Raw genomic sequence first — 18,264 nt, 5'->3', positions numbered from 1 at the left:
GTCCCCCTCAGTTCAGTTCCATCCACGTCTTCAGCACCGGGCCAACGCCGACAGGCGCCTGGACCTTACGAAGGAACGTCTTGGTAATGTGCTTTTCCACCGCCGCCCGGACATCCGACAACTGCAGCCGTTCCATCTCAAGATTTCTCGGAGTCTCAGGCGTCGAGCGTATCGCGTCGACGATGGGTGGGGCATCCTCGACGATCCGCCCGCTCCCGACGTCATAGAGATACCACTGGACGTCGCCGGCCTCAGTCGTCCAGATGTCCTCGCCTGCTTGGTCCGAAGCCGCCCTGTCAAAAGCGGGCCGCGCGTAGCAAAAGAAGACGGCTCGCGTGCCAGGCCTGATGTTTTCCTTGCCGGAGAAGATCGCGTTGGGGAAGCCGTTCAGCATCTCCTCGAGGCCTGGATGTTGCCGCACGAGATCCTGCCATTCGAGGTGGAGCTGCTCGTCCGGACTTTGCTGTCCCTCATATTGCTCATTGAAATTGCGCAGGTCTTCGTATTCGTCGTCCTCACGCAGGAGCTTCCGTCCCTCGATGCCGAGCGTTTTCGAGATTCTCAGAGTCTTGTGAGCAACGCGGCCGTAGAGGCGCAGCAGATCCTCCAGGTCATCCGGCGGCAGGAAATTCCAATAAGCCACGGTGCCCCGCAGCTGTTCCTGGTCCGGGTGATCCTTCAGGATCTTGGCCTCGATCTGAGGATTCATTCGACGATCGACACGGCCAATCCGCTGCATCAGCCGAACCGGGTTCCAGTGAAGGTCGTAGTTGATCAGGCGAGTGGCGTCCTGAAGGTTAAGACCTTCCGATAGAACATCAGTGGAGATCAGCACCCTGATCTCGCGATCTCCCTGCTCCTTGCTCGTGCTCTCGTTATAGTAAGGAGAAAATCGCTGGATGACCTTCGATCGATCGCCCTTGGTGCCGCTGTCGATTTGTTCAACGCCCTCAACCCCCGCTTCGCGGAGCTGGGCGGAAATGTAGCGCGCGGTGTCTCCGAACTCGGTGAAGAGCAGCACCTTGTGCTTTGATAGAACTGGGTCCCTGGTGAGGAGCTGGATGAGCTTCTTCAGCTTGAGGTCCTGGCTCGGCTTGAACTTCTCGAGTTCGTAGAGGAAATCGGCTAGCTGCTCGACGTCGGCAAGTGAGTCCGCGATGATCTCGTCGACCTTGAAGTCCTTGCGATCAAGTCTGTCCTTTTCGACCTCTTCGATCAATTCAGGTGAAATCAGGTCCTCGTCCGCTTCCGGGTCGAACAGATCCTTGTCAGGCTTGTATCCTAGCAGCTTGGCGTGCTTTCGCTTGCATCGCTCAAGCTGGGCCCTTTCGTGCTCGGTTTCGCAATGGACCTCGAGCCAGGCGAGCAACTTGTGAAGCAGACGCCAGCAGGAGAGCCGGAAGGCCTCCGCCGAACTCTCGAAGCGTTTCAAGAAGCTGGTACGAATGAGGGCCACGACCTGCTTGAGGCGACCACGCTCCAGCGCCGTTGCCGCCTCCTCGGTGTCCCCTTTGTAGTAGGCGTACGGGTTGTAGATGCCGAGCACGAAAAGCGGTTCGCGCTTGTTGAATGCATTCGCGACCATTTCCAGAAGTTTGCCGTAGGTCTGTCGAACAGAGTACTCCGCGACCGTGGGCTTGCGCGGCTCTGGGAACATGACCTCCCCGTCGCCCTCGCGCTTCATACTCTCCTTGACGTAGCTCCTGCTGCGCTGGACCACGAGGGAGTCGAACAGAGGGTCCGCGTATAGCCGTTTGGCTACATCCGCGGTATTCAGTTCCAGCTGTTCATCTTCGATCTTGCCGTAGATTTCATTTTCGATCTGCTTTTCCAGCTGCCGAATGTATCCAGGCAGAGAGTGGATGCCGAGCGTACCGCCCGCGAAATAGTCGGGTTCATGGCGCGAGAACAGCTCGACCATGTGCTGAAAGTCGGTCAAACGATTGTTGATCGGAGTGGCCGTGAGCAGAAACACCTGCTTCCCTTGAGTCACATCATAGAGGCGCCAATAGCGCGATTTCCGGCCCTCACTCTCAAGGCCACGGATGCCGGTGTTACGAAAATGATGTGCTTCGTCGATGATGACGACGTCAGCTTGTCCCGCGATCTGATCGAGCTCGTCCTGCATCGACGAACGCATTAGATCAGTGTGGCTGTAGATGCGCAGATTAGCGAAGCCCTTGAAGAGGTGAGGGAGTCGCTTCTTCAGCTCCCGTTCCCAGACAGGCTCTTTTGCGGCCTTGGGAACGAAAAGCGCAACGTTCTTCCCCTCATGAACTACAAAGCGCTCGATCAACATCAAGCCCACAAAGGTTTTTCCCAGGCCCACTCCGTCACATAAAAAGGCGCCTCCATACTTCTCCGCCCGCTTGAGAAGACCTGCATATCCGTCGCGCTGATACTTGGCCAAAACCGGGAAGATATGGGAACTGCGCTTTTCCCATTCGCCGGCTGTCTCCTCATGGCCGAGAAAGTATTGTTGGAGGGAACGCGCATATGTCTCGAACGGCTGATAGTCTCGCGTGTGCCTTTCAACAACTTGGAGCAGTTCCGGAGTGACGTCTTCAGCATCCTCCCAGTGCTCCTCGAACCATTCTTGGAGAACGGCGACGGGCGTGCCGGTGATCTGGACGTTCAGTTCAACGTTCTCGGTCATCCCGGGAAACGTGAAATTCGAAGACCCAACCAGTGCCGATGAGCCGACCACGTCTAGCCGTGCGTGCGTGATGTAGGCCTTCGCGTGGAATTTATCTTTGCGATAGACCCGGCACTCAATGCGCCGATCTCGGATGGCTTCGCTGATCGCGCCGACGCCGCTAAGGAAGTGATTCTTGTTCTTTTCACGATCCAGACTCTCGTCGAGCTTCGACCGAATCTCGACTAGCCCACGTTCGAAGGCCTTCTTCGTCCGTCGGGACACTTGGTCCCCCATTAGAATGCGGATCTTATCGACCTTCTGCCATTCGTCCTGAAGGGCAAGAAGAGAGCCGATCTCAAAATAAGCGGTCGCTATGTCGAAGGCTTTGGAAAGACCGCACCAGTCGCGCAAATAACGCAGGACGCGCCAGTCATCGGTACTATTGTCTACGATAAATAGTTCACTGCCAACCTTGTGGCTTGATCTCTTCGGCACAGCGTCACCTACAATAAGTGGTATCCTGTAATATCCGTATGGGGCTCCGTTTCAAGCCCGGTGCAGATAGCTTCGCTGTCATCCACCACTTTGCCGACGTGCGGCAGTACGCCAAAAGCTAGGAACCACCACGAGAACTGCGGCGTTGTGCGGTGCTATCGGGGGAATGTCGGCTATCGGGCGATGCTCAAAGTCACATGACGAAAGAATGGAACGCATTGCCGCCAAACGACCCGCTCTACGACATGGCCGCACGTTTCCGCGCCGCCCGCCCGCAACCCTTCATCGCAGGACAGCTGCACAACCCTATACCTCCACCCCACCCTTGCCCTGGACGTCGAACATCCACAAGCCACCATCGTCGAGGTGCGGCGGATGATAGGACCGGTCCGCCGGGATCGTTTCGAGCCGCACGCCGGTTTCGTCGGCGAGGTAGTCGCAACCGATGGCCTGGTCGCGGCGGTGCGGGTCGAGGAGGAGGTCGCGGCGCGCGCTGCGCCGGGCCGGGTCGATCATCTTGAGATGATAGAGATTGAGCCCGCTGCGCAATTCCTTGAACCCGGCATTTTTGGGGTGCCACAGATTATGCAGGCCGGTGTCGACCAGGCCAGCTCGGTCTCGCCAGGGTTGATGGAGATCGGCGAGAACTGGACGAGATCGTTCAGCGGCGTGCCGGCGGAACTGGTGACCAATGTGCCTTGCGGCGCCTGGTTGCGTCCGGGGCGGCCGGAGTTGCTGAAGACGGCCCGACAGTCCGCTTCGCCGGCAGGCCTTGGCGCCTTCATTTGCAATCACCCGGCCAAACCTGCGACCCCGGCCGGATCCGCTCAAAAACTCATCGCAAACCCCACCGTTCCCTTGACGCCATAGCTGCCGGCGAAGCTGGTGGAGGCGAGGGCTTCGCCGTGCAGCGTGCCGCCGGCCCAGCGATAGGTTCCGCCGAAGCCGAGTTCGGCGCCGAAACGCTGCGCGGCAAAAGCCGTGTCGAGGCCTGAGACCATGACGCTAGTGCCGTCGCCGAACTGGTAGGTCAGGTTGGCGATGCCGTGGAGCTGGGTTCCGGCCGCTTCATGGTTTGCGGCGATGCCGATGCGGCCCTTCAGGCTGTCGCCGTCCTTGAGCGAGACGACGGCGCCGAACCGGTCGGTGAAGCTGTCGAAGTCGACCGAGGACCAGGCAAGCTGCGCCTGCGGCGTCAGCGACCAGCCGTCGCCGAGCGCGATGTTACGGCCGGCCTCCAGGCTGAGCGATTGGCCGCTGCCGTGAATGTCGTCGCCGACCCTGCCGATGCCCGTGGCATCGAGGTCGCTGCGCAACAGGGCCATCTGCACTTGCCCGTCGACATAAAAGCCGTTTTCGCCAAACCAGCTCAGCGTAGCCCCGATGCCGTAGCTGGTGGTGGCGCTGGATCCGTCGCCGATGCCGGAGAAGATGTCGGCGCCGGCGCGGCCATATTGCACGGTCAGCCCGCCTATCCACATGCCCTGGGCGTTGGCCGCCAGCTGGCCGTCGAGGCCGGCCTGCAACAGCAAGCCGTTGGTGTCGAAGCCGGCGTCGCCGCTGCGCGAACTGGCAGAGATAACGCGGCCATGCGCGCCCTCGATGCGCGCCCAGATCGCGCCCGGCGCGGCGCTATCCGAAGTCGTGCCGCCGATCAGCGCGGCACCGTCCAGCGCCATGTCGTAGCGGGCGCCGACGCGCTGTTTGAGGGTGGGCAGCTCGACCATGCCGAGCAGCAATTGCGGATAGGTTTCGTAGACAGGCAAGGTCGGCGCCAGGCCGGACGAGCGCAGATACCAGTCGCCGTCGGCCGGGTCGGCAATGCCGTTGTGGTACAGGCCATAACGATAGGCGCCGGCGATGGCCGGCCCGGCGAGCGCGAAGGCAGCCGCATCGGAGGTGCCATCGACCTGGATGATGCGGATGCCGTCGGCGGTGGTCAGGCCACCCGTGCCGCCGACATTGACGACGCTGACCAGCGTGCTGCCGCTGCTGTTGCCGCCGATGACGAGCAGGTCCGTCGGCGCGGTGTCGGTGCCGAGTTCGGTGGCGATCTCGAGCGTGCCGCCATGACCGGCATAGTCGCCGGCAACCGTCAGCGTGGTGCCCGGTGTGCGGCCGAACGTCACCCGCCCGGCATTGTTGAGCGACGCGACAGACTGGTCGAAGCCGTCGAGTGCAAGCGTGGCGCCGCCGAGAACCATATGCGCCGAGCCGGCACTGAAGACATTGGCAGCGCCCGCGGCCAGCACGCCTGACGCAACCGTCGTGGCGCCGGCATAGCTGTTGGCGCCGTAGAGGGTCAGCCTGCCCAGGCCATCCTTGGTCAGGCCGCCCGCGCCGGTCATTTCGGGGGCGATGCCGATATCGTGGCCATTGGTGTCGACGATGCCGCCGGCAGTGCCAAGGCTGATCTGTTGAGCGCCGTAGTTGCGGAAGAAGGTCGCGTTATCGGCGATGGCGCGGATGATGCCGCCGTCGAGCGTGACATGTGCCGTGCCCATGCCGCCCCGGAAGCCGCTGGTTTCCACGACCCCGCGGGCACCTGGGGTGCCCAGCACGTCAAGCGTGCCGCTTGCCGCCGCATCCGACATGCCGAGATAGACGCCGCCCTGAGCAAAAACCCGGCCGCCGTCTGCGATGGTCATGGCGCCTATGCCGTAATTGCCCAGGGTGAGATTGGAGCCGGTCATCTCCCAGCTCGACCCCGCACCCGTCACGGTGACGGAGCCGTCGCCACCGGCATTGGCGCCGACATAACCCTGGTTGCTGCTCACCCGGGCGCCGCCCTCGATGCGCAGGACGCCCTGGGCGCCCAGGCCGACAGTCAGCTGGTCGGTCATGGTCCAGGACCCGGCCGATGTCAGCAGCGCCTCGCCATATCCGGCGACGCCGATGATCGCGTCGTGGCTCGAGACGGTGGCGCCGTCCGAGATGGCAATTTCGCCCTGGCCGTAAGTGCCGATGTTGATGCGGCCTGTGGTGACGACGCGGCCGCCATGGGCGACATTCAATGTGCCGCTGCCTTCATAGCCGACATTGAGGTCGTTCTGCTGGGTCCAGGTCGAGGCGTTGCCCTGGCCATCGTCGCCCGACACGGTGACGACACCGACGCTGCCGGGGCTGGCGCCGACATAGCCCGACGCGCTGCTGACGCGCCCGCCTGCGAGAACATCGAGCGTTCCATCGCCGGACTGCCCGATGACGACGTCACCGAGATTGTTCCACCATGAGCCCTGGCCGGACACCGTAACCCAACCGGTGCTGCCGGCCGCATCTCCGACAAAGCCGCCGCTGTCGGTCACCACCCCGCCATCAATGTCGAGGGTGCCGGTGCCCTGACCGCCGACAGTGAGAAAATCCGTGTTGGTCCAGCTGGAGGCGTTGCCCGCGCCATCGTGCCCGCTGACGACAACAGTGCCATTGCCGCCGATATCGCTGCCGAGCGTGCCCTGCCTGTTGGTCAGCGTGCCGCCATCCCAGATGGTCAAGGCACCGATGCCGGTGCGGCCGATCTGCAGATCGTCAGCGCTGGTGATACCAGTCGGATCGGACGGATCGACGTCGCCACTGAGGATGACCTGCTGCGCCGACACCGGCGCGCTCGCCAGCATCAAGGCCAAAGGTGCGGCTGCCATAAGCAGGCAATGGCGGGACAGTTGGAAAGCCCCAAACGGGCGGCGATGCTTCAACATGGAAAACCGAAATGATTCAAATACCAAGCGAGGTTGGGAGGATCATGGTTAAAACTTCGATAATCTGCGCCGGCCGGCACGAGCATAAAGTCGTGGGGCAGAGAGGCTGTGACGAGAGGTCGGGTTCGCGGGGATGGCGCCGGACGCAGAAGGCGGACATAATCGGGACGTGCCCGAGCCGTTGCCTGGCGAACAGAGGGCAGGGCTCTGGATGGTCGGAGACGCGCCATGGATATCCGGTCGCTGTTGACGGAGCTGAGCGACGCTTTCAACGCGCATGATCTCGATCGCATCCTCGCGCTGTTTGCCGACGATTGCGTTCTGGAGATGCCGAGGGGCAATGCGCCGTGGGGCGCGCGCTTCGAAGGCAAACTTAAGGTGCGGGAGGCACTGGCATCGCGCTTTCAGGGTCTGCCTGACGTCCACTACGGCAACACAGAGCATTTCGTCGATGCGGCGGCTGAAACCGGCATCTCGAAATGGACGCTGACGGGCACGACACCGGATGGGGTTCGAAAGGAAGTCCGTGGCTGCGACTTCTACAGCTTTCGCAACGGCAAGGTGATCCGCAAGGACTCCTACTGGAAGATCGTGGAGTGAAGCCTTGGCCAAGGCCGGCGTCGTGCTGCGCTCCACCCGCAACAGGCGGGTCGACGCGATCTTCCCGAGTGCCTGGACGACCACGCGCCTGCCCATAGCCAACGACGCCGGCCGCCGCGGACACGCCCGGTGGGTGGGCGGCTGCTCCGCCCGCCGCTGTCGCCGCGATCCGGAAACGCTGGCGCGTGCGACCTTGCGCGCTGAACTGCCTCGCTGCGCCGGAACAAGCTGCTGATTTGTTAGTCTGCCTAAACAGACGAGCTTTCGATCTAAATTGAGCTAAACAGGCAAGCGCGCTAATCAGGACGGGTCGGAACGCGGTCAGTCCTGCGCCGGCCTGGAGGGAGGAGCCTCCCAGCATATTCTGGAATTTCAACCGTCCGGCGCAGCCGCCGGATCGTTGCGCGTTTCCGTCCTGTTGCACCTGGCGGCCGACTGCCTGCGGCGACGGATGGATTTCGCGCGACCGCTCGCGAACAAAAGGGACCTTCCATCATGAATCTCGCCTCACTTCTCGCCGCCCGCACCGCCGCGGGCAAGCCGGTTCGGGTCGGACTGATCGGCGCCGGCAAGTTCGGCTCCATGGTGCTGGCGCAGGCCCAGCGCATTCCCGGCTACCACATGGTCGCGGTTGCCGACCTCAATGTCGGCAAGGCGCGGGACGCGCTCGAACGTGTCGGCTGGCCGAAGGAGCGCTTTGCGGCGACCAGTGCCGCCGATGCGGTCAAGAACGGCACGACCTTCGTTACCGACGACGTCGCCCGGCTCTTGGCCTGCGGCGAGATCGAATGCGTCATCGAAGCGACCGGCCATCCGATTGCCGGCACGCGCCACGCGCTTGCCGCCATCGAGGCGAACAAGCATGTCGTCATGGTCAATGTCGAGGCCGACGTCATGGTCGGGCCGATCCTGGCCCAGAAGGCGGCGGCCAAGGGACTGGTCTACTCCATGGCCTATGGCGACCAGCCGGCGCTGATCTGCGAGCTGGTCGACTGGGCCCGCGCCACCGGCTTCGAGGTGACCGCAGCCGGCAAGGGCATGAATTTCGAGCCGCGTTACCGCTATTCGACCCCCGACACGGTCTGGGGCTTCTTCGGCTGGTCGGAGGAATATGTCGCCAAGGGCGACTTCAATCCGAAGATGTACAACTCGTTCACCGACGGCACCAAGGCGGCGATCGAAATGGCCGCGGTGGCCAACGGCACCGGCCTCGATTGCCCCGACAATGGCCTGGCCTTCCCGCCGGCCGGCCTGCACGACCTGGCAAAAGTGTTCCGGCCGGCGGCCGACGGCGGCCGCATGGACCGCAGCGGCCTCGTCGACATCGCCGCCAGCCAGGAGCCGGACGGTCGCGAAGTGTTCAACAACATCCGCTACGGCGTCTTCGTCACCTTCAAGGCGCACAATGAATATTCAAAAGCCTGCTTCAACCAGTATGGCCTGCTGACCGACCCGTCGGGCTGGTACGCCTCGATGTGGCGTCCGTTCCACATCATCGGCCTCGAGACGTCGATCAGCGTTCTGTCCGCCGTGCTGCGCGGCGAAGCGACCGGCTGCTCCAAGGAGTTCCGCGGCGATGCGGTGGCGACCGCCAAGAAGGACATGCAGCCGGGCGAGATGCTGGATGGCGAGGGCGGTTTTGCGGTCTGGGCCAATGCCATTCCAGCGACGCGCAGCCTGGCACACCGCGCCCTGCCGATCGGCCTTGCCCACAATGTCAGGCTGAAGCGCGCGATCAAAAAGGACCAGATCGTCAGCTTCGACGACGTCGAACTGGTCGACGATCTCGATGTCGTGGCGCTGCGCCGCGACATGGAAAGCCGCTTCGCGCCGAAGCCGGGCGTGGCCGCCTGATCGTCGCGAGGGAAAGCCGATGTCCGAGGCCCTGCCTTTCGTGGTGATCCCTGAATTCCGGGTCAGGCCGGCGGCCAGGGCAGCGTTCCTCGAGGCTGCCCTGGACGACGCGCGGCATTCGCTTGCCGACGAAGCGGGATGCCGTCGCTTCGACGTGGTCTGCCCCGAGGGCGTGGAGGAGACGGTGGTGTTCTACGAAGTCTATGACGACCGCACAGCCTTCGAAGCGCATCTTGAGACACCGCATCTCAAACGCTTCCAGGCGGCGATGCAGACGCTCGGCGTCGACGAAACGGTCGTCCGTTTTGCCGCCTTGCAGAATGGCTAGAAGGTGAGGGGAGGCCCCACAATGGGCAACAGGCAAGGCAGGCATATCGGGTTCGTCGGCACCGGCATCATGGGCGGCCACATGGCCCGCCGGCTCGCCGAAGCGGGTTTCCGGGTGACGGCCTGGAACCGGACGGCCGACAAGGCCGCGGCACTGGCCGCAGCAGGCGTCGCGCTGGCCGGTAGCCCGGCCGGCGCCGCCAGCGAGGCGGACGTGGTCATCTGCATGCTGAGCTCGGGGCCGGTCTGCGACGAGGTCCTCTTGGCTGCAGGCGGTGTGCTGGAGGCGATGCGCCCCGGCGCGACGCTGGTGGTGATGAGCTCCATTCCGGTGGAGACCGCGCGCAGCCAGGCAGGGCAGGCGGCCGAAAGGGGCGTCCGTTACGTCGACGCCCCGGTATCGGGCGGCGAGACCGGCGCCCGCGACGGCTCTTTGGCCATCATGGCCGGCGGCGCGGCGCAAGAGGTTGCGGCGCTTGCCGATGTCTTTGCGCCGCTGGGCCGCCTCACCCATATCGGCCCGGCAGGCACAGGCCAGCTGGCCAAGCTCGCCAATCAGCTGATCGTCGCCTCGAACATCTGTGCGGTCGCCGAAGCGCTGGTGCTGGCCGAGCGGGGCGGGGCCGATCCGGCCAAGGTGCGCGAGGCGCTGCTCGGCGGCTTCGCCGACTCGACGGTGTTGCGCCAGCACGGCCAGCGCATGGTCGACGGCAATTTCACCCCGGGCGGACCGGCGAAATACCAGCTCAAGGATACCGGCACCGCGCTGGCACTGGCCGGCGCGCTCAAGCTGCAATTGCCGATCGCCGAGACGGTCGACGCGCTGTTTCGCCGGCTCGTCGAGGAGGGCGGCGGCGATCTCGACCACAGTGCGGTTTTTCTGACATTGCAAAACATGAACCAAGCCGGGGGCGCTGGCGCCCTCTAAGATCTGTCAAGGGAGGAAAATGACATGACCATGCACAAAGCCATTCGTGGCCTTCTTGCCGGTGCCGCGATGCTTGCGGCAAGCGTTGCCCAGGCAGCGACGACGTTCACGCTGTCGACGCCCGATCCGGATGCCGCCGAGATCACCGTTGCGGCCAACAAGTTCGCCGAACTGGTGGCGGCCAAGACCAAGGGCGAGGTGACGATCAAGGTGTTTCCGAACGGCACGCTTTATGGCGGCGACCCCTCGGCGGCGGTCAAGCAGCTCGCCGGCGGTTCGCTCGACATGCTGGTGCTTGCCGGATCGCTCTATGCCAACTTCAATCCGAAGTTTTCGGCGATTTCGATTCCCTATCTGTTCGACGACGAGGCACAGCTGCGCGCCTATCTCGCCGGCGAGCAGGGGCAGGAGCTGGTCGCCGACCTGAACGGCATCGGCATCAAGGGCCTCAGCCTGTGGACCCGCCCGTTCCGCCAGATGACCAATTCCAAGCTGCCGATCGAAAAGCCTGCCGATCTCACTGGGCTGAAGTTCCGCGTGCCGAACAACCCGCTCTGGGTCGAGTTTTTCAAGAAGATGGGCGCAGCCCCGACCCCGATGGCCTTCGCCGAAGTCTACAACGCCTTGCAGCTCAAGGTCGTCGATGGCCAGGAAAACCCGATCAGCGTGCCGCTGGCGGCCAAGTTCTACGAAGTCCAGGGCTTCGTCTCGATGACCAACCACATGGCCGACTCCTGGGTGCTCGGCATCAACCCGGCCAAGTTCGACGCCCTGAGCGACGCCGAAAAGGCGGCGATCAACGAGGCGGCGCAGGAAACGGAAGCCTGGAAGGCCGACAACGACGCCGCCCAGGCCGAGACGATCCTCAAGGAGCTGGAGGGCCATGGCATGAAGGTCAATCGCCTGAGCCCCGAGCAGCAGGCGGCCTTCGTCGCCGTGTCGAAGGAGCTCTATCCGGTGTTCGCCGGCCTGGTGAAGGACCAGGCCTTTTTCGACAAGAGCGTTGCCTTCGTCGGCAAGAAGTAACAGCTGGCGCCAAGGCGGCGGGAAGAGGGGCCCGCCGCTGCTTCTGGGAGGAGCATATGGACAAGCCCATGGACGAGCCGGTGGACAGGCCGGTGGACTGGCCGCGCAGCCGTTGCGATGCGACGCTTCACGTCCTGCTGGACGGCCTCGCCGGCCTCGCCATGACGGGCGTGATCGTCGTCGTCCTGGCACAGGTCGCCAGCCGCCTGCTCGGCGTGCCGTTGTCGTGGACCGAGGAAGCCACGCGCTTCCTGTTCGTCTGGATGATCTTTCTCGGCATCGGGGCCGGGTTCCGGACCGTGGAAACGGCCCGCGTCACCGTCTTCATCGGCATGTTCAGGGGCGGGCTGCGCCGCCTGGCGGTTCCGATCTATGTCGCCTCGTCGGTGCTGTTCTTCGTGCTGATGGCATGGACCGGCTGGAAGCTGGTCCAGCAGCAATGGATGATGAACGAAACCGCCGCCACGCTGATCGTGCCGATGTGGGTGATCGGCTCGATCATGCCGATATCGGCCATCCTGGCGATAACAGCCATTTTCGAGTCGCTTCGCACACGCCGCAGGCAGATCGAGCTGCCTGAGCTCGATCTGCAGGTGGGGCAGGCAGTCGACGTCGACGTCAACGTTCCCGACACGGAGCCGAAGCCATGAGCATCGCACTGCTCGTCCTGTTCCTTTTGTTGAGCGCGCTCGGCGTTCCGCTTGCCGTGGCGCTCGGCCTGGCAGCCGTCGCCGTGATCTTCGCCTTCACCTCGACCCCGATCGACCTTTTGTCGCAGAGCATGTTCTCGGCGATGAACTCCTTTCTGCTCGTCGCGGTGCCGCTGTTCATCTTCGTCGGCGTGCTGATGGAGCGGGGCCGGGTCGCCGAGAAGCTGTTCGACTTCGCCGAAGCCTGCGTCGGCTGGATGCCGGGCGGCATGGGCCATGTCAACGTCGTCTCGTCGGTCATCTTCGGCGGTGTATCCGGCTCGTCCGTCGCCGACATCGCCTCCATCGGCGCGATCGAGATCAAGGCGATGGAACGCCACGGCTATCCCAAGGGCTATGCCGTCGGCATGACGCTGTGCACCTCGACCCTGTCGTCGATCATTCCGCCGTCGATCCTGATCGTCATCGCCGGCTCGATCGCCAATGTGTCGATCGGCACGCTGCTGGTGGCGGGACTGATCCCGGGCCTGTTCATCGCTTTCGCCTTCATGGTGTTCAACCATGTCTATGCCGTGCGCCACGGCTACAATCCGCCGTCGCCGATCAACCTGCGCAAGATAATCGTCACCGGCATGGGTGCCATCCTGCCGATGCTGACGCCGGTCATCCTTCTGGTCGGCATTGTCGACGGCTACTTCACGCCGACCGAGGCGGCGGCGATCGCTGCACTCTACACGCTGTTTCTTGCCGTCGTGCTATACCGGACCATCGGCATCGGCGAGCTGCCGGGCATCGTCGTCGAGACGGCGCGCACCTCGGGCACCATCCTGTTCATCGCCGCCACGGCCAAGCTGGCCGCCTGGGTGTTCACCTTCGACGGCCTGCCGCAGCAGGTCGCCGCTTTCCTCGGCGCCGTCAGCACCGGCCCGACAACGGTGCTGATCCTGGTGTTCCTGTTCCTGATCGTCGTCGGCATGTTCATGGACGCGATCGCGGCGATGTTCATCCTCATCCCCGTGCTTCTGCCGCCGGCGGTTTCGCTGGGCGTCGATCCGATGCATTTTTTGATCGTCACCGTCATCACGCTGACGCTCGGGCTGGTGACGCCGCCGGTCGGCGTCTGCCTGTTTGCGGCAGCGCAAGTGGCCAAGATGTCGATCGAGGACGTCATCAGGGGCGCGATGGCGCCGATGTCGATCCTGGTGCTGGCGATCCTGGCGCTGGTGCTGTTTCCGGTGCTGACGCTCGGACCGATCCGCCTGATGGGTCTCTACTGATGGCCCCCCACTGATGGCCCCCCCAATGATGGAAAAGCCCGACTTCATCGTCGTGATGGGTGTCTCCGGCACCGGCAAGTCGGTGATCGCGCGCAGCCTGGCCGAGCGGCTGGGTGTCGACTGGATCGAGGCCGACACCTATCACAGCCCAGAAAATGTCGCGCGCATGCGCAGCGGCCAGGGTTTGACCGACAGTTTGCGCTGGCCCTGGCTCGCGGGCGTGGCGGCAGCCGCCCTTGATCTGCCCGGCCGGCCGGCCGTCGTCGCCTGCTCCGCCTTGAAGCGCAGCTATCGCGATTTTCTGCGCCAGCGCCTGGGCGATGTCGCCTTCGTGTTTCTGGACGGCGAGGCCGAGCTGATCCGGCAACGGCTCGGCGACCGCGCCGACCATTTTGCCGGCCCGTCGCTGCTGGCGAGCCAGCTGGCGACGCTCGAGCGTCCGCAACCAGACGAACGCTTCATCGCACTGCCGATTGCGTGGAGCCCGGATCGCATCGTCGATGTGGCCGCCGCAGCCTTCGCTTGATCAGGCTCCGGCTCAGCTTCAGGTTCAGGCTATAGCGCCGGCGCTGCGCTCCGCGCGCAGCCAGTCGAGAAACGTCCTGACCTTCTTGTGGCGCAGGTGGTCGCGCGGGCAGACGATCCATTGTGTCACGATGCGGATCTCGGGCGGGCTCTTGACCGGGCAGACGACGGCGCCGGCGGCAAGCTCGCGCTGCATCATCAGCGTGCTTTCCAGGGCGATCCCCATGCCGCCGGCGGCAGCGTCGATTGCCATGTGACTGCGATCGAACAGCACCCGGCGCCAGCGGTCCCTGGGCTCGACGCCGGCAAGCGCAAGCCAGCGCGGCCATTGCGCCTGCGATTTGACCGAGTGGATCAGGCGATATCCCAGGACATCCCCGGCCTCGAGGCTGCCGGGCCCGGCCAGTCCAGGCGAACAGACCGGAATGAAGCTCTCCTCGGTCAGTCCCTCGACGAACAGGCCGGGCCACTTGCCGTCGCCATGGCGGATCTCGACATCGACCGCCTCGCGGTTGAAATCGGTCGGTTCGTTGGTTCCGTCCAGCCGCACCTCGAGATCCGGGTTGGCGGCCAGGAACTGCCCGAGGCGCGGAAGCAGCCATTTGTTGGACAGCGTCGGCGTCGCCCTGACAGTCAATGTCGTCACCGAGCGGTAGCCGCGGATGGCGTTGGTCGCCTCGGTGATCAGTTCGGCACTTTCGTCGATGGACTCGAAGAAGCGTTCCCCGGCCTCGGTCAAGACGACGCCGCGCCCGACCTTGGCCAGCAGCGACACGCCGAGCTGCGTTTCCAAAGACTGGATCTGCTGGCTGACGGCCGACGGCGTGACGCCCAGTTCGCCTGCCGCACGCGTAATGCTGCGGCTGCGGGCCACCAGGTGGAACACCCAGATCGAGCGAATCGGAACTTGCGACACAAAGACATCCTAACCCTTGGATCGCACGGTCTTATCGCGCGTCGGCCGAGTCAATGCATGCCCGGCGTGCCGACGCGGCCTGTTTGACCACGCAAGGACTGCACCACGCCCCCTCCCGGGCTGCCCGGCAATGCGCGCCGGAGCAGGCAGCTATGCGTCGAGCCAGACCTTTTCCAGGAACAGGCAGAATGTCGGGTGCATGGCCATGCCTTTCACCTGCGCCGCCGTGTGGTGGTAGAGCTTGCGCCAGAACGGCTGGATGATGATGCCTGAAGACTGGAGGATCGCTTCGATCTCCGCCATCAGGACGCGGCGCTTGTCCGGATCGGGAATTGCCAGTGCTTCGGCGAGCCTGTCGTCGAATGTCTTGTCGGCGAAAGCCGTCTCGTTCCATGTTCCATCCGACTTGTAGGCCAGGCTCAACACCTGAACCGCCAGCGGCCGCATCGCCCAGTTGGTCAGGGAGTAGGGGTATTTTGTCCAGTCGTTCCAGAAGGTCGACCCGGGCAGGACGGTCCGGTTCACCTTGAAGCCGGCCTCGCGAAGCTGCGCGGCTATCGCATCGCCGGTGTTCTTTTCCCACTCTTCGTCGACGGTGATGAGCTCGTGCTCGAAATCGAGATGGCCGGCCTCCGCCATCAGCGCCTTCGCCTTTGCGACGTCCCGACCGATCGCCGGCAGCTTGGCATATTCCGGATGGATCGGGCAGACATGGTGGTTCTCCGCCGGCGTGCCGAGGTCGCCATAGCCGAGTTTGAGCACTGGAGCCGTTTCTCACCGCGCTCTACACGGTGCCGAAGCTCGCTTTGCTGCCGCTGCTGCTGCTGATCTTCGGCCTTGGCGAACTGCCGAGCGTGCTGCTTGTCGGCATGACGGTGTTTTTCCTGGTCTGGATCCAGTGCATGGAAGCGGTGCTCGCCATCCCCGAAAACTACCACGAGGCGGCGCGCTCCTTCGGCGCCAAGGGCTGGAACATGTTCAGGCACGTCACCTGGCCGGCGCTTTTGCCCCAGCTGTTCATTTCGATGCGTATCGCCATCGGCACGGCGGTGCTGGTCATCGTCGGCGTCGAGTTCGTCCAGGCCAGCCAGGGCATAGGTTATCGCATCTGGCACTCATGGTCGCTGTTTCAGGCCAACCGCATGTATGTCGGCATCTGCACCGTGGCGCTGATGGGCTTCCTGTTCAGCTCGCTGGTCCGCTGGCTCGGACGCCTGATGCTGCCCTGGACGGCGTCCTCGACCAAGTCCCGCTAGGTCGGGCCGAGCGTCGACATCGCTCCGAAATGTAGCTGTTCGCTGCGCCGGGTCGCCCGGCGGGCGTCTTCGTCCGCGCTTTGTGATGCCACCCGGCAGGTCGTGGTATCGAGCTGACCTGTGGGATGCCTTGGCATGAACGCCAAAATCTACATCCACGAATATATTGACATCATCGGCGCCAACCGGGCCAACTATTTCAGGCATATGACGACTGGCTGGGGCCAGCACAGTGCCGAACGGCTGCAGAAATGCTTCGGCGTCTGGGGCACGCTTGGCAGCACCGGCCGTTGGCCGCAGGTGGTCAATCTGTGGGAATATGACGGCTGGGACAGCCTGGCTGCCAGCTTCGCCCATGAGACCGCCACCGAGACGATGCAGGACAAGGCGCTCGAGACGTGGTGGCAAACGGCGCGAGAATACCGCAGCGGCGGCTTCGACCGCCTGTTGATCGCCGCCCCTTTTTCACCCGACATAGAGCATCTGTGCGCCGACGAAAGCGTGGTCGGCGCAAAAGTCTTCCTGCACGAGATCGTCACCATCAGGCCAGGCCTGGCGCAGGATTATCTGCGGCTGGTGTCTGAGCATTGGCGAGGCGAGGCGAGGGGACTGGGGTTGCACCTCGTCGGCGCCTTCCGCACCGCCATGCGCAACGACTCCGAGGTGGTGCTGATCTGGGCCATGCGGGAGTGGAGCGACTGGGCCCGCCTCGGCAAGGCCGAAGACGGCGAGCCGTTCCGGACATGGCGCACCAAGACCAAAGACATCGCCATCGACTGGGTCGGTCACCTGATGTGCTCGGCCCCCGCTTCGCCGCTGAGGACCGGGGTGCGGCCCTGAGAGGCTGGACGAAAAAAGGCGGTCGTGGGGCGGGCTCGCCCGGGCAGGCCTTCGTCCCGGCTATCCCGCCCGTCATCGCCGAGGATGCACGCCGTCGCCTGCATCGAAGCCGCCTTCAAGGCCTCGCGGGAACGCCGAGCGGTGGGGAAGGGCGGGGGCTGGGGGGACGGAAGGCTGGAGGCGGTTTTGAGGGCCGGTGAACTAACCCGCTGCGCGGGAGAGCGCGCGCGGTGAGGTAAAGGGCACGAGCCGTCGTTGCGCTTGCATTGAGCGTCGTTCGGCAGCGGCAGAGCATGACGGGCTTCTTCAACAAAGGAGCCTGACCATGCAGCACCCCAATCTCGACGCACCCGTCAGCCCGCTGCGCCAGCGGCTGATCGACGACATGAACATGCGGCGGTTCTCACGGGAGACGCAGCGCAACTACCTGCGCGACATCGGACGTCTGGCCACATTCCTCGGGCGCTCACCGGACACAGCGACTGCCGATGACCTTCGTCGGTTCCAGATCGAACAGCAGGAGGACGGCGTCCCCGTGCCGACGATGAACAGCATCGTGTCGGCGCTGCGCTTCTTCTTCACCCAAACCCTCGACCGCCCGGACTTGGCGCGCAGGCTCGTCCGGCTGGCGCATCCGCGTAACCTGCCCGTAGTGCTCAGCCGCGACGAGGTGGCACGGCTGCTCAACGCCACCACCTGCCTCAAGCACCAGGCCGCATTGTCTGTTGCCTATGGCGCCGGTCTGCGCGTCGCCGAGGTGTCGATGCTGAAGGTCACTGATGTCGACAGCGAACGCATGTTGCTGCGCGTCGAGCGTGGCAAGGGCGGACGCTATCGCAACGCCATGCTCTCCGAGGATCTGCTCGCTCTGCTGCGTGAGTGGTGGAAGGTCGGACGCCAGCAGGGCGTGATGCACCGCGACGGCTGGCTGTTCCCAGGCCAACACGCGATGAAGCCGATCAGCACGCGGCAGCTCTACCGCATCGTCGTCGAGGCGGCGCAGGCCGCCGACATTACCAAGCGGGTCGGGCCGCACACGCTGCGTCACAGCTTCGCCACTCACCTGCTGGAAGACGGCGTCGACATCCGGATCATCCAGGTCCTGCTCGGGCATGCCAAGCTGAACAGCACTGCCCTCTACACCAAGGTCGCGACCCGGACGGTGCGCACGGTCACGAGCCCGCTCGACAAGCTCGGCCTGTTCAGGCCAGCAGAGATCTCGCCCGACGGCTGAACC

16 protein-coding genes and 1 pseudogene are annotated in these 18,264 nt (G+C 64.1%); 12 read left to right on the top strand and 5 right to left on the bottom strand.

Going from position 1 to position 18,264, the window contains the following annotated elements; genetic code table 11:
• Positions 1–7: 7 nt before the first annotated feature.
• The 3 genes from H5P29_RS22560 to H5P29_RS22550 all read right to left on the bottom strand — a co-directional run bounded on the left by H5P29_RS22560 (position 8) and on the right by H5P29_RS22550 (position 6,771).
• Positions 8–3,133 carry a helicase-related protein gene (locus tag H5P29_RS22560; protein WP_154387308.1) on the bottom strand — a complete coding sequence of 1,042 codons (3,126 nt, stop codon included), beginning with the start codon at positions 3,131–3,133 and terminating at the stop codon, positions 8–10.
• Positions 3,134–3,439: 306 nt separating this feature from the next.
• Positions 3,440–3,964, bottom strand: a complete 525-nt coding sequence (locus H5P29_RS22555) for a hypothetical protein (RefSeq protein ID WP_185910172.1) — start codon at positions 3,962–3,964, stop codon at positions 3,440–3,442.
• Complete coding sequence (locus tag H5P29_RS22550; RefSeq protein WP_185910171.1) at positions 3,961–6,771, bottom strand: autotransporter outer membrane beta-barrel domain-containing protein; 2,811 nt, start codon at positions 6,769–6,771, stop codon at positions 3,961–3,963. Before H5P29_RS22550 ends, H5P29_RS22555 begins: the two co-directional genes overlap by 4 nt.
• A gap of 285 nt (positions 6,772–7,056) precedes the next feature.
• Here H5P29_RS22550 and H5P29_RS22545 point away from each other — a divergent pair, with 285 nt between their 5' ends.
• The 9 genes from H5P29_RS22545 to H5P29_RS22505 all read left to right on the top strand — a co-directional run bounded on the left by H5P29_RS22545 (position 7,057) and on the right by H5P29_RS22505 (position 14,016).
• Complete coding sequence (locus H5P29_RS22545; RefSeq protein ID WP_154387311.1) at positions 7,057–7,428, top strand: nuclear transport factor 2 family protein; 372 nt, start codon at positions 7,057–7,059, stop codon at positions 7,426–7,428.
• A gap of 4 nt (positions 7,429–7,432) precedes the next feature.
• Positions 7,433–7,663, top strand: coding sequence for a hypothetical protein (locus H5P29_RS22540; protein WP_154387312.1), 231 nt, complete (start codon positions 7,433–7,435; stop codon positions 7,661–7,663).
• Between the two features lie 260 nt (positions 7,664–7,923).
• Entirely contained in the window at positions 7,924–9,282 is a 1,359-nt protein-coding gene (locus H5P29_RS22535; protein ID WP_154387313.1) for an NAD(P)H-dependent oxidoreductase, read from the top strand.
• Between the two features lie 19 nt (positions 9,283–9,301).
• Positions 9,302–9,610 carry a putative quinol monooxygenase gene (locus tag H5P29_RS22530; RefSeq protein WP_154387314.1) on the top strand — a complete coding sequence of 103 codons (309 nt, stop codon included), beginning with the start codon at positions 9,302–9,304 and terminating at the stop codon, positions 9,608–9,610.
• 21 nt (positions 9,611–9,631) lie between these two features.
• On the top strand, positions 9,632–10,537 hold the full coding sequence (locus H5P29_RS22525; RefSeq protein WP_154387315.1) for an NAD(P)-dependent oxidoreductase: 906 nt from the start codon (positions 9,632–9,634) through the stop codon (positions 10,535–10,537).
• Between the two features lie 30 nt (positions 10,538–10,567).
• Positions 10,568–11,563, top strand: coding sequence for a DctP family TRAP transporter solute-binding subunit (locus tag H5P29_RS22520; RefSeq protein ID WP_371818656.1), 996 nt, complete (start codon positions 10,568–10,570; stop codon positions 11,561–11,563).
• Between the two features lie 56 nt (positions 11,564–11,619).
• Positions 11,620–12,213: a TRAP transporter small permease gene (locus H5P29_RS22515; RefSeq protein ID WP_371818581.1), complete on the top strand. Its 594-nt coding sequence runs from the start codon at positions 11,620–11,622 to the stop codon at positions 12,211–12,213.
• Positions 12,210–13,490, top strand: coding sequence for a TRAP transporter large permease (locus tag H5P29_RS22510; RefSeq protein WP_154387317.1), 1,281 nt, complete (start codon positions 12,210–12,212; stop codon positions 13,488–13,490). The genes H5P29_RS22515 and H5P29_RS22510 overlap by 4 nt, the downstream gene beginning before the upstream one ends.
• A gap of 25 nt (positions 13,491–13,515) precedes the next feature.
• Entirely contained in the window at positions 13,516–14,016 is a 501-nt protein-coding gene (locus H5P29_RS22505; RefSeq protein ID WP_154387318.1) for a gluconokinase, read from the top strand.
• 24 nt (positions 14,017–14,040) lie between these two features.
• Here H5P29_RS22505 and H5P29_RS22500 read toward each other — a convergent pair whose 3' ends face one another.
• Together H5P29_RS22500 and H5P29_RS22495 are read right to left on the bottom strand one after the other, a co-directional pair.
• The gene (locus tag H5P29_RS22500) at positions 14,041–14,931 is read right to left on the bottom strand and encodes a LysR substrate-binding domain-containing protein (RefSeq protein ID WP_185910170.1); all 891 of its coding nucleotides are present in this window, start codon (positions 14,929–14,931) and stop codon (positions 14,041–14,043) included.
• Between the two features lie 150 nt (positions 14,932–15,081).
• Positions 15,082–15,705: pseudogene (locus H5P29_RS22495) on the bottom strand (ABC transporter substrate-binding protein); the annotation flags it as partial.
• 17 nt (positions 15,706–15,722) lie between these two features.
• On the opposite strand from H5P29_RS22495, the gene H5P29_RS22490 reads away from it, so the two are divergent.
• The 3 genes from H5P29_RS22490 to H5P29_RS22480 all read left to right on the top strand — a co-directional run bounded on the left by H5P29_RS22490 (position 15,723) and on the right by H5P29_RS22480 (position 18,261).
• Entirely contained in the window at positions 15,723–16,187 is a 465-nt protein-coding gene (locus tag H5P29_RS22490) for an ABC transporter permease (protein WP_185910168.1), read from the top strand.
• Between the two features lie 135 nt (positions 16,188–16,322).
• Positions 16,323–17,027, top strand: coding sequence for an NIPSNAP family containing protein (locus tag H5P29_RS22485; RefSeq protein WP_154387644.1), 705 nt, complete (start codon positions 16,323–16,325; stop codon positions 17,025–17,027).
• A gap of 325 nt (positions 17,028–17,352) precedes the next feature.
• On the top strand, positions 17,353–18,261 hold the full coding sequence (locus H5P29_RS22480) for a tyrosine-type recombinase/integrase (protein WP_154387634.1): 909 nt from the start codon (positions 17,353–17,355) through the stop codon (positions 18,259–18,261).
• The last annotated feature ends 3 nt before the right edge of the window (positions 18,262–18,264 follow it).

The sequence above is a fragment of the Aminobacter sp. MDW-2 genome, assembly GCF_014250155.1.
Classification (GTDB): domain Bacteria; phylum Pseudomonadota; class Alphaproteobacteria; order Rhizobiales; family Rhizobiaceae; genus Aminobacter; species Aminobacter ciceronei.
Note: the sequence above shows the minus strand (reverse complement) of the source record. Positions and strands in the feature narration are given on the sequence as shown.